Source organism: Neorickettsia sennetsu str. Miyayama, from assembly GCF_000013165.1.
Taxonomy (GTDB): Bacteria; Pseudomonadota; Alphaproteobacteria; order Rickettsiales; family Anaplasmataceae; genus Neorickettsia; species Neorickettsia sennetsu.
On the sequence record NC_007798.1, the window covers coordinates 278,177 to 290,838 of the forward strand.

12 protein-coding genes are annotated in these 12,662 nt (G+C 41.3%); 4 read left to right on the top strand and 8 right to left on the bottom strand.

The window, feature by feature from the left end:
* Positions 1-172: 172 nt before the first annotated feature.
* Complete coding sequence (locus tag NSE_RS01405) at positions 173-700, bottom strand: demethoxyubiquinone hydroxylase family protein (protein WP_011451734.1); 528 nt, start codon at positions 698-700, stop codon at positions 173-175.
* Entirely contained in the window at positions 678-1,175 is a 498-nt protein-coding gene (locus NSE_RS01410) for a disulfide bond formation protein B (RefSeq protein WP_011451735.1), read from the bottom strand. The genes NSE_RS01405 and NSE_RS01410 overlap by 23 nt, the downstream gene beginning before the upstream one ends.
* Positions 1,176-1,677: 502 nt before the next feature.
* Here NSE_RS01410 and NSE_RS01415 point away from each other — a divergent pair.
* The 3 genes from NSE_RS01415 (at position 1,678) to hpf (ending at position 4,563) form a co-directional block, all read left to right on the top strand.
* The gene (locus tag NSE_RS01415; protein ID WP_011451736.1) at positions 1,678-2,544 is read left to right on the top strand and encodes an RNA polymerase factor sigma-32; all 867 of its coding nucleotides are present in this window, start codon (positions 1,678-1,680) and stop codon (positions 2,542-2,544) included.
* A gap of 6 nt (positions 2,545-2,550) precedes the next feature.
* Positions 2,551-3,669 (top strand): cell division protein FtsZ, encoded by a 1,119-nt coding sequence (ftsZ, locus tag NSE_RS01420; RefSeq protein WP_011451737.1) that lies wholly within the window; start codon positions 2,551-2,553, stop codon positions 3,667-3,669.
* 333 nt (positions 3,670-4,002) lie between these two features.
* Positions 4,003-4,563, top strand: coding sequence for a ribosome hibernation-promoting factor, HPF/YfiA family (gene hpf / locus NSE_RS01425; protein WP_011451738.1), 561 nt, complete (start codon positions 4,003-4,005; stop codon positions 4,561-4,563).
* A 351-nt stretch (positions 4,564-4,914) separates the two neighbouring features.
* Here hpf and tyrS read toward each other — a convergent pair whose 3' ends face one another.
* The 6 genes from tyrS to NSE_RS01455 form a co-directional block, all read right to left on the bottom strand.
* Positions 4,915-6,090 (bottom strand): tyrosine--tRNA ligase, encoded by a 1,176-nt coding sequence (gene tyrS, locus NSE_RS01430; protein WP_011451740.1) that lies wholly within the window; start codon positions 6,088-6,090, stop codon positions 4,915-4,917.
* Between the two features lie 19 nt (positions 6,091-6,109).
* A complete protein-coding gene (gene bfr / locus NSE_RS01435; RefSeq protein WP_011451741.1) occupies positions 6,110-6,571 on the bottom strand; it encodes a bacterioferritin in 462 nt (153 codons plus the stop codon).
* A 233-nt stretch (positions 6,572-6,804) separates the two neighbouring features.
* Positions 6,805-9,285, bottom strand: a complete 2,481-nt coding sequence (gene lon, locus NSE_RS01440; protein ID WP_011451742.1) for an endopeptidase La — start codon at positions 9,283-9,285, stop codon at positions 6,805-6,807.
* Between the two features lie 53 nt (positions 9,286-9,338).
* Positions 9,339-9,917 carry a thiamine phosphate synthase gene (locus tag NSE_RS01445; protein WP_041917490.1) on the bottom strand — a complete coding sequence of 193 codons (579 nt, stop codon included), beginning with the start codon at positions 9,915-9,917 and terminating at the stop codon, positions 9,339-9,341.
* Complete coding sequence (hemJ, locus tag NSE_RS01450; RefSeq protein ID WP_041917491.1) at positions 9,917-10,348, bottom strand: protoporphyrinogen oxidase HemJ; 432 nt, start codon at positions 10,346-10,348, stop codon at positions 9,917-9,919. The genes NSE_RS01445 and hemJ overlap by 1 nt, the downstream gene beginning before the upstream one ends.
* A gap of 6 nt (positions 10,349-10,354) precedes the next feature.
* On the bottom strand, positions 10,355-11,851 hold the full coding sequence (locus tag NSE_RS01455; RefSeq protein WP_227028971.1) for a glutamine synthetase beta-grasp domain-containing protein: 1,497 nt from the start codon (positions 11,849-11,851) through the stop codon (positions 10,355-10,357).
* Between the two features lie 154 nt (positions 11,852-12,005).
* On the opposite strand from NSE_RS01455, the gene nrdR reads away from it, so the two are divergent.
* Complete coding sequence (gene nrdR / locus NSE_RS01460) at positions 12,006-12,455, top strand: transcriptional regulator NrdR (protein ID WP_011451747.1); 450 nt, start codon at positions 12,006-12,008, stop codon at positions 12,453-12,455.
* Positions 12,456-12,662: the final 207 nt, after the last annotated feature.

Sequence of the window (12,662 nt, forward strand, 5' to 3'; positions counted from 1 at the left end):
TGTTAATTCATGATTATGTACCGAACTATTAACCTCTTTTTGCTATGCGACATAACTATACAACCGCGTGAACCGCTAATCTGCGATGCTAAACATTTTAGTTCCCTCACAAATCTCGCTGCAATAGAATGCGCCACTTCGAAGAGGGGTGTACAACTGCAAAAGAATATACCTAAATTTTTTCTGCGATGAAAATCCCAACTCTGCAACCTAGACTTACAACTCCTGTGATGATGGAATGAAATGGTGCTTTTTTTGCCTCATTTGCCAACCCTATGTCTTTATGTTCAACTTCTTCTTGGTGAAATTGCACGATTTTTTCCAAGAGTTGAGGCTCGTTTGGTTTAACCTTTGTGAGAAACTTTATTTGTTTTTGGTAGTGTCTATCTATTGTATCTTCAATTGCAGCGGTACAAGACATTGCAACTTGGATGCCCGCCTTAGCACTTAGGTATCCCACTCCAAAAGCAATGCCTTTCCAAACTCCCAACAGAATAGTTGGCCTAGCCCTCAATTGAATAATTTGAGAATGAAAAAACTGTAGATGCTTTTGTTCGGTTTTCATCATCTCGTAAATCAATTCTCTCTTCTCTGGATTATTCTTAAGGCCACGCAATTGGCCTCTGTAAATATACACAGCAGCTGATTCGCCTGCATGGTTTACTCTTAATATTCTCTCAATTAGCGGACCGGCTTTCATTTTTAATACACGCAAAAATTACCAAAAGTGCACTCCCTAGAGAATACAACAGATTTAAATAAGTCAAACGTATTCCAAGTAATTTTTGTGGATTATCACAACGTACTATTTCATTTGTGGCAATTTGTTCATATAGATTAGCAATATCAAGTGTATCATGGTATGTGGTAGCACAATTTTCTGCCATGGTGAAAATGTGCTTCTCTATTCCTATGTGGTAGAGCGTTATCAGTGTGCCTAAAAAAAGTGATGCCACAGCAAAGTAGATGAGAAAGCGATTTCCGTTTTCCATTAAAAGAAGTCCGATGGCTATTATCATACTAATAAAATAAGGCCATCTTTCATATATGCAAAGGGTACAGGGATAATAATGAAATCCATATTGCAAGATTACAGCCAGGAGCAGGGCCAGCGAAGAAGGCACAAGAAGCGAAATCGCGACCAATCTGTCTGAGGAGGGGAGATGCTTGTGCATTGCTCTAGTGTACTATATTACGTATTTCAAATATTAAACTAAAGTGCTTATTAATTTGATAAAGAATTGAATAATATACTCTTGCTGCACCCTAGGAGATTAAGAAAATCAAGCGTTATGGTAGCATTGTGTAGGTGATTTTGCACCATAGTTATAGGTATAAAGCTCTGTCGTGTCTGCTGGCTTGCCTTATAACATGCACTACTTAAACGGATGTGTTTGCATGTCCAAGCCCGGTTTATACCTAAAGAGCGCTATTCGAATTTTAGCGGCGTTATTCTTGTGTTTTTGAGGAAAAAGAGTCATTTCCATGGAACAAAAAGTACCTTCAGAGTTATACCGCCGTAGATTTTATGGGGAATATGTAGATCATCTGGTAGTGTTGTGATCAAGCTGAGTTACACGTACTTCCCTTTTTGTCAGCGGATAGAAAAATCATTATAAGCAGAATGTAATCATGAGGTAGGTATGCTATAATCTCTTAGTTTTTACTGTTGTTTGCATGAGAGAGCTCTTATTACCCGTTGATAATTCTGAGTTTGATGCCTATGCACGGAAGATCTTAGCAATTCCGATACTGCAGGAGGAAGAAGAACGCGAGCTTATAGATAGGTGGTTTGTTCACAGGGATATTTCGGCGGCTCAGAGGCTTGTTGAGGCCTATTTGAGGCTGGTAGTTAAGGTGACTGTACGATTTAGAAATTATGGCTTTCCTCTTATGGATCTTGCTTCCGAGGGAAACATTGGTCTGATGAAGGCTATAAAAAATTTTAACCCGACACTCGGGCATGGAATCGCTACTTATGCAATATGGTGGATAAAAGCTGCTATAAATGAGTATGTCATAAGGTCTTGGTCCATGGTGAAAATTGGTACGACTGCTGCTCAGCGGAGACTCTTCTTTAATTTGCGCAAGTTGAAGAATTCTGGTAGTGTTGCTGGTCTGGATGAGAACCAGGTGGTGAAAAGGATTTCAGAAATTCTTGCAGTATCAAAAAATGATGTAGAGGAAATGGAAAGGATTCTAAATGCTCGGGATGTTTCTCTGAATATGCAGTTGGGCGAGGATGATAGTTCGGAGGTTCACGATCTCGTTCCTTTTCCAGAGGCAAATCAGGAGGCTGTTCTTTTAGAAACACAGGAGAGACAGATGAAAAGTCAGTTGCTTTATGAGGCAGTTGAGGCACTTGAAGCGCGCCATAAAGAGATTTTTGTTGCCAGGAGCCTAAGTGCAGTTCCTAGGACGCTTAAAGAGCTTGGGGAGAAATTTTCTATTTCTCAAGAGAGGGTTAGGCAGATACATGCTCGGGCAATGAAGAAAGTGACAGAGTATGTGGAAAAGCATGGAAGAAAACTTGGGATAGTATAACCGAACATGACCTTGCGTTTATCTGTACCGTTGGAACAGAATCAGCGTCAGAGTTTGCTTTGTCCGAAAATAGCGGTTATCGGAGTCGGCGGGGCAGGTGGTAACGCGATCAATAATATGATTAACTCCGGTCTCCGTGGTGTTAAATTTATTGCTGCGAATACTGATGCACAAGCTCTTGAGCATTCTCTTGCTGATGTGAAAATTCAATTGGGGGCTAATCTCACAAAGGGGTTGGGAGCTGGATCCATACCTGAGATCGGCAGGCAGGCAGCAGAAGAATCTATTAATGAGCTTGCTGAGGCTATAGAAGACACTGATATGCTATTTATCACTGCCGGTATGGGTGGCGGTACCGGTACTGGTGCAGCAACGGTGATAGCAAGATTGGCAATGGAGCGAAAAGTTCTAGTCGTGGCAGTTGTGACGAAACCTTTTTATTTTGAGGGCGCTCGCAGGGCTAAGGTAGCTGAGGTTGGGCTTGAAGCGTTAAGAAGGGTAGTGGATACCTATATAGTGATTAATAATCAAAATCTTTTCAGGATAGCGAATGAAAAAACAACATTTGCGGATGCGTTTAAAGAGGTTGATAAAATTCTCTATTTTCATGTGAGAGAGATAAGTAGCTTGATGGTGAATCCAGGGTATATTAACCTTGATTTTGCAGATGTCCGTTCAGTCATGAGCAAGATGGGCAAAGCTCTTATGGGGACAAGCGAAGCTTCGGGCGAGAATAGGGCAGTTAAAGCCGCTGAGAATTCTATAGCGAATCCGTTGCTGGATAATCTTTCTGTGCAAGATGCAAAAGGTATTTTGATTAATATTACTGGCGGTCCGGATATGACGCTTTTTGAAGTAGATGCAGCCGCAAATTGTGTCAGAGAGAAGGCTAGTGAGAATGTTAATATAATTTTTGGTTCTACTTGTTCCGAGTCCATGAGTAATGTCGTGCGGGTCTCTGTTGTTGCCACTGGAATTTCTCCAGATCACAGTGAATTGAGCGAGACAGGGGATCTAGATGAGGAAGGTTTTTCTGGGTGGAGAGAGGAGAAATCTGACGAGCAAAAAAAAATGGAGTTGCTCGAGATTCCGGCTTTTATCCGCAGGGTAAAGAAGAAATCTTGATTTTTCTAGTAGACCCTAATCGTGTTTTGTAGGTTTCGTTTTTACAGTCTTATCGAATATCGCTTTCTCGGTTTACCGTGCTTATTTGTTTCGTTTTTTCTTTTTGAAGGAATTCCATTCTCCTTCGTGGTGCGTGCAATTTTCTAGTCTTTATTAAGACGTCGAGGTCCCGAGAGAAAACTTTTGCGTGGTATTTAAGACACTGACACACTTTTTCTTCGTGTTCAAATTATTACTTTTTTGTGTCCGGAGAGATTCTAAGTGTACTTTTGCTTGGTTTCCGCGGTGTAATCTTTTTGCTAATCTTACCCTTTGAGTTGAGTATTTTTAGAGATGAAAGTAACAGTTTCTGGGCATGGTTTTGATTTAGGTTCTAGCTTATCTGAGTATATCACTGATCGGATTCTTTTTAGTGTGAAGAAACATCTCGTACAAGCTGTGGGTGCTCGTGTTTCACTTTCTAAGGAAGGACGCTTCTTTCACGTAGATGTGATCGTAAATAGCCCTATATCGCTAATTAAAGCAAGTGGCGAGTCTCATGATCCGTATCTAGCTTTTGATAGTGCTTTTTCAAAAATATTATTAAAGTTGCGTCGATATAAAGATAGGTTAAAGGAGCATAAATCAGAGGCCAAGTGCAGCATGAAATTTGCTCTACATCATCATGAGTATGAAACACAAGGGCCAAGGGCTATTCTGGTTAAAGAGGAGAAAATTCATCTTAGGCAGCTTTCTCTAGAGGAAGCCATAATGCATATGGACCTTATGGCACTGCCCGCTTTTGTTTTTATTAATCTTGAAACGAATAAGTTGAATATAATTCATAAAGAAGATAACTCAAAAGAGACTATTGTTCTTCTAGATACAAACCAAGAGTTTAAAGAGATAGATTAATCCTTGATAGCAAGGTGATTGATGATTCGTATTTATAGTATTTATATATTGCTTGCTGTGGCGGTAGTAGCTTGGATAGGTTCTTGTGTATATTCTTCCTCCTGCTATAAGACATTAGGTTAAAGGGAAAAGTTAATGACAATTATGGTTCGGCTTTTGTGATGTTTGGTAGATAAGGTAAGTATGGCAGTGATAAGCACATCGCGTGTGGGGATGTTCTCCAGGGAGTCTTTTTCTGTGATCCCGCCTAGCCGGCAGCAGTGGGAGGAGATTCTGGCGCACGTCGCAGTGAGAAGCAGATAAAGCGAGGATCCAATGGACATGGTCCCACTATCTATCACAGGAGGTGTGTTATGTCACTATAATATTGCGCTGTTTTTTTCCAACACTCACAACAAATTGCTCCGGCAAGTCGAGGTTGTAGGTAAGTATCTTTTTCTTATCTATTTTAACTGCACCTGACTCTATCAATCTTTTTGCTTGAGTTCTAGAGGAAGCAGCTTCGATCCTAATGACTACATCGATTATGTTTGCACCATGTGGAACCCTTATTTCTGGTAACTGAGACAGATCATCTTCTTCAAAGGCCTTGATTATACTTGTGCTGACCTCTTCTGCAATCACACTGCCGTGACATATTCTAGTTGCCTCGGTGGCTAGCACCTTTTTTGCCTCATTTATTTGAGCATCATCACACGCCGAAAGAGTTTCTATCTCATCGATTGGTAGCTCAGTAAAAAGTCGTAAGAATCTTTCCACATCCGAATCCTCAGTATTCCGGAAATATTGCCAATAATCATGGGGCGAGTATAGATCTGCATCTAACCAGACGGCTCCTTCTTCAGTTTTGCCCATTTTTTTTCCTGAAGCGGTTGTGATCAATGGTACGGTCAAACCAAACAACTGTGTATTTCTCAATTTTCTTCCCAATTCCACACCATTGACTATGTTGCCCCACTGATCTCCTCCACCTACTTGTACACTGCAGTTATACAGGCGGTTTAATTCAACGAAATCGTAAGCTTGAAGTATCATGTAACTGAATTCTAAAAAACTAAGATGAGACTCACGATCTAAACGACTTTTCACACTATCAAAGGTGAGCATTCTGTTTATAGAAAAGTGACGTCCCACGTTTCGGAGAAAATCTATGTATCTAATGTCTTCTAGCCAGTCAACATTGTTAACAAACCGCACATCTCCTACAACCCGCTTCACGATTTTGCTGATGGTATCAACATTCCTATTTATTTCTTCCCTGGAAAGTATTTTGCGGGATTTGTCTTTTCCAGATGGATCTCCTATGAGAGTAGTACCACCGCCGAGTAGTATTATTACTTCGTGTCCATAGCTCTTTACCAAGCGCATCAGCATCAGCGGTACTAGATGTCCCAGATGTATAGCAGATGCTGTGCAATCAAAACCTAAATAGAAGACAAGCTTTTCACCTGAATGTAGACGATGCTCTAATGCCTCTCTGTCCGTACACTGGAAAAAATAACCTCTCTCCTCAATTATTTTCAGCATGACCAAGAGAACTCAGCCTTCAACCGTGCTTCACCAGGTACTGCTGGATTCCCAGGCTTTGAATTAAAGATAATTGCTGCTCCAACCACTCCAAGTGTTTTTCTTCGTCTTGTAGAAGAGATCTCATTAGTGCCGAACTCACGAAATCCTCGTTTTGCTCGAATTGCGCGATCGACTTCCTGTATGAAGAAATGGCTTCCAGTTCGAGGTCGCGGTCTTTTTCAAAAATTTTTTCTACACTTCTTGGACATGTGCCCATTTCTTTATAACAAACTTTCGGATTTCCTTTACAGGAAAATATTCTCTCAAGTAGCGCATCGGCATGATGCATCTCTCCAATAGAACGACTCCTCAAAGCCTCGGATAAATTAAGGAGGCCCATATCCTTCAGAACCTTTGAGTGAATAAAATACTGATTTATTGCTAACAATTCACGCTCTAAGGCTTCATTTAGCCTTTCTACCGAAGAAAAAGTTGTCATTGGGCATCTAAATGATGATACTACGCGCAATTGTAGTAGAAAAGTCTAAACCTTTCTAGTCCAGTAGGACTTTGAAGGTAGGATAAAAAAGATATATTTACACTCAAGATGCTACCGCATTCCCATCTACAGTTTGCTTGTTAATACATAATTGGTGCAGAAACAACCGTTCAAAACAAGCAAGGACTAGTTTCGGAGAACTTAACTAGCACAAAAGAAACCTGATCTGGAGGTTATACCCTTTGTTCTGACTGTTGTGTCGAAGACAACGGGATATCTGGCCAGACGTCAACCGCAAGTGGCGTTGGTTGCTCGGCAAGAGTGAACGTTAGTGCCTCTGATACGGTGGAGACAGGAATGATCCTCACAGCGTTTTTCACCGATTTTGGAATGTTTTCCAAATCCTTTTCATTGCTTGCTGGTATCAGGACAATTTTTATACCACCACGCACAGCCGCTAGAAGTTTTTCCTTCAGACCACCAATTTCCATTACTTTTCCTCTGAGACTCACTTCTCCAGTCATTGCAACGTTTGAGCGTACTGGAATTCCAGTCATCACCGAGACGATAGAAGTGCATATCGCAACCCCTGCAGACGGACCATCCTTTGAAGTTGCACCCTCGGGTACATGAAGGTGCACATCCTTGCTTTTAAAGAACTTCGATGTGAAACCAAACTTGTTACAATTTGAGCAGACGAAGCTATAAGCCGCTTGGACAGATTCTTGCATTACTTCTCCAAGCTTTCCCGTAGAACGAATCTCGCCTTTTCCTGGGAGTAAGACTGCCTCTATCATGATTAAATCCCCTCCGGTTTGTGTGTAAGCAAGACCCGTAGTCATACCTACTAAATTTTCCGGTTCTGCAGTACCGAAAGTATATTTTTCTACGCCGGCATACTTCTTCAGATTTTTAACTGAAACCTCTATAGATTTAAGACCAGATTGCACACCTAACTTCTTGACAGCTTTCCTCATCAGGTTTGCAAGCTCTCTCTTCAAATTTCGTACTCCGCTTTCACGAGTATAACGACGTATGAGTAATTTCAGTGCTTCCTTGGAAATGCTCCACTCGCTTTTTTTCAAACCGTGTTCCCTTTGCAGTTTCCCGATGAGATAGTGCTCCGCGATCTGTAATTTTTCTTCTTCTGAATAGGCCTCCAGACGTATTATTTCCAAGCGATCTAACAATGCGGGAATCATATTTAAGCTGTTTGCAGTTGCAACGAACATGACATCACTCAAATCGTATTCAACTTCCAAGTAGTGATCTACAAAGTGTGCGTTCTGTTCTGGATCTAGCACTTCTAGAAGTGCAAAAGCAGGATCGCTTCTGAAATCCGAAGACATTTTATCTATTTCATCAAGAAGGAAGACAGGATTAGATAATTTTGCCTTTTTCATATGCTGGATTATCTTTCCTGGCATTGCACCTATGTAAGTCCTTCTATGACCTTTAATTTCAGATTCATCCTTTATTCCGCCGAGTGACATCCTAACAAACGGTCTGCCAGTAGCTTCCGCTATCGCGCTAGCAAGCGAGGTCTTTCCAACGCCTGGAGGACCAAGTAAACACAGTATGGAGCCCTTAAACGATTTCGTACGGTTTTGCACAGCCAAGTATTCAATAATGCGCTCTTTGACCTTTTCTATGCCGTAATGGCTCGCTTTTAGAATTCGTTCTGATGCTGCAATATCCGTAATCATCTTACCCTTCTTTTTCCAAGGAAGGGAAATGATCCAGTCTACGTAATTACGAACCACAGTTGCTTCAGCAGACATGGGCACCATGTTCTTGAGCTTTTTTAGTTCTTTCGAAACTTTTTCTTTTGCTTCTGCAGAGAGCTTACCATTTCCTATTTTTTTCTCTAGATCGACAAGTTCATCATATTCTTCACCTTCTTTGTCGTATAGTTCCTTGGTAATTGCTTTCAGTTGTTCATTAAGTAGGTATACCTTATGCGATTTCTTAATTTGACTCTCTGTCTTTTCCTTAATCTGCTGTTTTACCTGCAATACTCCAAGCTCTTTCTCCAGGAGGGCATGGACTTTTTTTATCCTTTCTAAGAGGTCTACAGTTTCGAGTATTTCTTGTTTTACACTAAGCTTCAGGTTTATACTTGCAGTTACCAAGTCCGCTATTCTGCTAGTGGAATCTATTTGAGAGAGGAGTCCAATGATTTCATCTGGAATTGTCTCGCTCAACTTAACGCACTTTTCGAAATTCTGAACGACTGCCCTTCGATATGCCTCTATGTCCACGTTGTCGCTTTCCTCCTCCTCTATTGGAAGGACGTCGGCTTCAAGTACTCCCTCGCTTTTTCTGAAATTCACAGCGCGTGCACGACACTCAACAATTACCATGAGCTTGACACCGCCATCTTGGAGATTGATCTTTGGTTCAGCAATTTTTGCTATGACACCCACCTCGTACAAATCCTTACCTTCTGGAATTTCCTTTTTTGGGTTCTTCTGTGCAATCAAGAGCATCCTTCCAGTATTTTCAGATGTTTCCGCCAGTGCCTTATCCATTGCCTGTATAGATCCTTTCCTTCCTATAAATATTGGAAGGTAATCACCGGGAAAAAAGATAACCTCCCTAAGAGGTAGAACCGGTAAATTCATGTGTGCTGACCCTGCTTCAAAGTTAGAATTGTTTTCATCATGTTCTTGCTTTGACTCTGTGTCACGATTATTCAGCTCTTCTTCTGACATAAAAAATGCATTTCCTTACGTGATATATGGGTGCTAGAATTTTGTATTCAAGCTCACAGACGGTCATTATACAAATTAATTCCCGCAATACCAACTTTTTGCCTAGCTTCTCTCAGTTTCCATATATTTGCTCTTGTTGTGCCTCCTAATGCAAAAACACCGATTTTTCTTGTGAAAGCTTGGTATTTAAGGAATTTTGTTGCTCCCATTGCCTTAAAGTTAGTTTTCTTGCTACGAAAAACTGGTGAGAAAAGTGCTGCATCAAAACCAGCTGCTTGTATTTTGAGGTTTTGTTTTACACTGTGCGACGCACAACTTATAAACCACCGCTTTTTGAAGTACCGCCACTTTCTCATCTTACTGAAAGTTGACTCCCTCACGTGTAGTCCTGAGGCACGCGTTACAAGTGCAATAAAAGGGTCGCCAGCAACGAGAAAAATCAAACGCAACTTCCTACACATTCTTGAAAGCCAGTGTGCCAAGTTTTTCCTTTGTAAATGCTCGTAACACCGCAGCACAACGAGACTTCCCAGAGGCAGTTGTTTCAAGACAAATACAATTTCAGACAGGGAAGGTACTACATCGATCACGAACAACCATCTAAAAAGGTGTGCGCGGCGCTTGAAGAACATCAAAAAGGTTTTGTCACGGCCAGTATCACAATTGCGATAAAGGCAATTGTGACTCCCTCGTTTGCAAACTTAAAAAACGTGCTCGAGTACCTATTACACCCTCTACCAAAGGCAACAGAACATCGCCAAAAGAATATGTGTAAAGACACCAATGCAGCCACGAAAAGTAACTTTAGATGTAGCCATGTACTCAGAATGTGACCTGTATCGATTGCTAACAGCAACCCAAGGACAATACTTACCACCATAGCAGGTGTCATAATATAGCGGAGCAGACGTCTTTCCATCACACGAAAAACAGAATCAGTTTCAGTACCAACATCCACTTCAGCATGATAGACCATGATTCTGGGTAAGTAAAAAAGGCCTGCCATCCACATTGTCACAACAATGATATGAAGCGCCTCCACCCAATCGGTGCCAATACTCATACGACCCTAAACGTTATAGTATTTGATAAATTCAATCGGTACGGGATGTTTTGATACCTCCTCAGAGTCATCACTTAGGAGCTTTATATAGGTATCAAGCTGATCATTCGTGAACACATCACCTTCTGTCAGGAATTGTCTATCAGTGTCGAGTGCGAGGAGTGCCTCCTCCAAAGACCTACACAAAGAAACTTTTGAAGACTTTTCGAGTTCCACAGCAGCTTCCGGTAGTACTTTTTCCCGTATACCCGCTATACCTGCCATAATCAAAGCGGCGGTTCCGATATAGGGGTTAGTACCCGCATCAGGAAACCTAATCTCTATTCTTTTTCCGGAAGGATTACCCTTCCTGCAGTGTGGAATCCTTACCACTGCTAGACGATTTTCAGGCGAATAACCTAGCCCGTAAGATGCATTATGGATATCTGCGAGGCGCTTGTAGCTATTAGCAAGCGGGTTCAAAATAGCGTTCAGCGCTTTCCTATGCTTTATGATTCCACCAATGTAGTATTTACACAACTGTGAAATCTCCTCTCTTGGATCTTGTGGTACGAACAAATTTTGCTCATCCTTCCAGAGCGATACGTGTAAGCGCATTCCATTGCCGTTGTAGTCCTTGAATGGCTTAGGCATGAAAGTAGCCGACTTTCCATAAGAACTGGCAACGTTGCGTGTGATGTACTTACACTTTTGCATATTATCAGAAGTCTCTAAAGCCTCCCCATGGTGGAAGCATATTCTGCACTGGGACGATGCAGCTCCGTGATGGTGCAGTAATGGTTTTATTTTTACTTCTCTGAGTGTTTCTAGAATCTCTGCCCTTATGTCATTTAGAGAATCCGAAGGTTGACTTGCCAGATAGCAGTTTCTGCTGCCTTCTCTGTGAGCGTGATTATTATATTCATACCGTCTGCCAGAGTTATAGATCCCTTCTGATGAATCCAGTTCAAAGAAAGCTCCATTTTCTTTGACGGCAAACCTAGCATCATCCAGTACGAAAAACTCCATCTCGAGACCAAAAAAAGCCTTGTCAGCTATTCCAATGCTGCGTAAAAATTCCATAGCTTTCTTCGTTGTTGCGCGTGGACTATGCTCATACGAACCACGTCCGTGCGGCTCAACAATGTCACAAACAACGCACAATGTCGGCTGTGCGGCGAATGGATCCAAGAAAGAACTACACGACTCGAGATCCGGTACGAGCACTACATCGGATCTATCCACATCATGCCAGCCTTGAATCAATGAGCTGTCGAGCGAAATACCATGCGTGAGAGCATCTGCAGTGATGCTATCGCTATGACGCGTGATATGTAAAAATTTCCCGGTGATCGAGGTAAATCTGAAATCAATAAACCTAATCTCGTTTTTGGCAACGAACTCGAGTATGGAAGCAGCCCTGTTATTTGTCACTTGTGTAGCAAAGAAACCAAGATAATTGTATTCTCCGTTCATTGATTGTGCAATCTGTTTTAGGGTTTCTTCTAAGGTGCTTTTTTGCATGAGAAAAGTATCTGACTAATAACAGGTAATGCTACCTATGAAAACTGCCTTTACCTTGCTTGGGTAAATCTGTATTCTATGCGATTGGTTCTTCAGAGCTGATCATTTTGAATAGTGGCCTAAGAGCCAAGTTTACACTTTCCGTTCGAGTGATATGAAATGTCCATTTTGTGGTAATCGAGATACTAATGTCAGAGATTCACGTTCTGTGAATGAAGGTACCTTCATAAAAAGGAGGCGCTTCTGTGGTGAGTGTGGTGCTAAGTTTACTACTTTTGAGACTATACAGCTTAAAGAAATAAAGGTCATTAAGAAGAACGGTAGTTGTGAAAGTTTCGACAGAGAAAAGGCGATGCGTTCAGTCGAAGTTGCGTTACGCAAAAGGCCTGTGACACGGGAAAGGGTAGATGAATTAATGAATAGTGTAATTTACAAGATTGAACGCATTCATGACGCAAAGATTACAGCAAAGGTTATTGGGGAGCTGATTATGGAAGAGCTTGCTACTCTGGATAAAGTTGCTTTTATTCGGTTTGCCTCTGTATACATGAACTTTGAAAATGAAAAGGATTTCGTTCAGTTGATAGGTAGTCTTACTTCCTAGCAAGGTCCCTCTCAGTTCTTGCAAAGTGATTGTGATGGTTGCTTTTCCCCCTCTATCTGAGAATGAATATCCTCATTGTAAAGAATTTTAGCAAGTATTTTTAGATTGTTCCGGACATCTTTTTAACATGGGTTGTATGTGGAAAATCAAATTCCGCACTTACCGGTAAAATGATGGTGCGCTTTTTCATGTTTGCTAAATGCTGAT

Bases quoted from the DNA above. Each gene is read 5' to 3' on its own strand.
- lon (WP_011451742.1), bottom strand. From the start codon at position 9,285: ATGTCAGAAGAAGAGCTGAATAATCGTGACACAGAGTCAAAGCAAGAA.
- tyrS (WP_011451740.1), bottom strand. From the start codon at position 6,090: ATGCTGAAAATAATTGAGGAGAGAGGTTATTTTTTCCAGTGTACGGAC.
- ftsZ (WP_011451737.1), top strand. From the start codon at position 2,551: ATGACCTTGCGTTTATCTGTACCGTTGGAACAGAATCAGCGTCAGAGT.
- bfr (WP_011451741.1), bottom strand. From the start codon at position 6,571: ATGACAACTTTTTCTTCGGTAGAAAGGCTAAATGAAGCCTTAGAGCGT.
- hemJ (WP_041917491.1), bottom strand. From the start codon at position 10,348: ATGAGTATTGGCACCGATTGGGTGGAGGCGCTTCATATCATTGTTGTG.
- hpf (WP_011451738.1), top strand. From the start codon at position 4,003: ATGAAAGTAACAGTTTCTGGGCATGGTTTTGATTTAGGTTCTAGCTTA.
- nrdR (WP_011451747.1), top strand. From the start codon at position 12,006: ATGAAATGTCCATTTTGTGGTAATCGAGATACTAATGTCAGAGATTCA.
- NSE_RS01415 (WP_011451736.1), top strand. From the start codon at position 1,678: ATGAGAGAGCTCTTATTACCCGTTGATAATTCTGAGTTTGATGCCTAT.
- NSE_RS01410 (WP_011451735.1), bottom strand. From the start codon at position 1,175: ATGCACAAGCATCTCCCCTCCTCAGACAGATTGGTCGCGATTTCGCTT.
- NSE_RS01445 (WP_041917490.1), bottom strand. From the start codon at position 9,917: ATGTTCTTCAAGCGCCGCGCACACCTTTTTAGATGGTTGTTCGTGATC.
- NSE_RS01405 (WP_011451734.1), bottom strand. From the start codon at position 700: ATGAAAGCCGGTCCGCTAATTGAGAGAATATTAAGAGTAAACCATGCA.
- NSE_RS01455 (WP_227028971.1), bottom strand. From the start codon at position 11,851: ATGCAAAAAAGCACCTTAGAAGAAACCCTAAAACAGATTGCACAATCA.